The organism is Exiguobacterium sp. SL-9, from assembly GCF_004336985.1.
Lineage (GTDB): Bacteria > Bacillota > Bacilli > Exiguobacteriales > Exiguobacteriaceae > Exiguobacterium.
In genome coordinates this window covers 1-425 of the sequence record NZ_SJUO01000024.1, presented here as the reverse complement: position 1 = coordinate 425, position 425 = coordinate 1, and the positions used below count along the sequence as shown (strand labels likewise).

Annotated in this window: 1 protein-coding gene; it reads right to left on the bottom strand. The window is 67.3% G+C overall.

Annotation, left to right across the window (positions count from 1 at the left end; all coding sequences use genetic code 11):
• Positions 1-425, bottom strand: a 425-nt coding sequence (locus tag EVJ34_RS15470; RefSeq protein ID WP_255417533.1) for a zinc-binding metallopeptidase family protein, incomplete at both ends; no start/stop codon positions are given.

Below are 425 nucleotides of genomic sequence, written 5' to 3'. Positions count from 1 at the left end.
GAACAGGGCCGGGCCCACATCAACGGTCGTCATGCCCAGCCGGGTCGCGGTCAGCGGTCCGATCGTCGACCCGCAGGGCATCGCATTGTTCGACACGAAATCCTGGTACTCGACTCCGGCAGCCGCGCACGCCTGTGACCACACGGCGGTGCCCACCGCATCCGTGGCGTAGCGCTGCTGAGCGTTGAGCTTGAGCAGGGGACCGCCGCCGAGGCGGGGGCGGACATGCGGATCGTGCCGTTCCGGATAGTTCGGATGGGCAGCATGCCCGGCATCGGAGGAGACACACACCGAGGTGGACATCGACGCGAGATAATCGCTGCGCGTCGACTGCGGCAGCAAGGAGGCGACGATGCGCTCGGTGACGTCGGCGAGGAACGGACCGCACGCGCCCGAGCGCGAATTCGACCCGATCTCCTCATGAT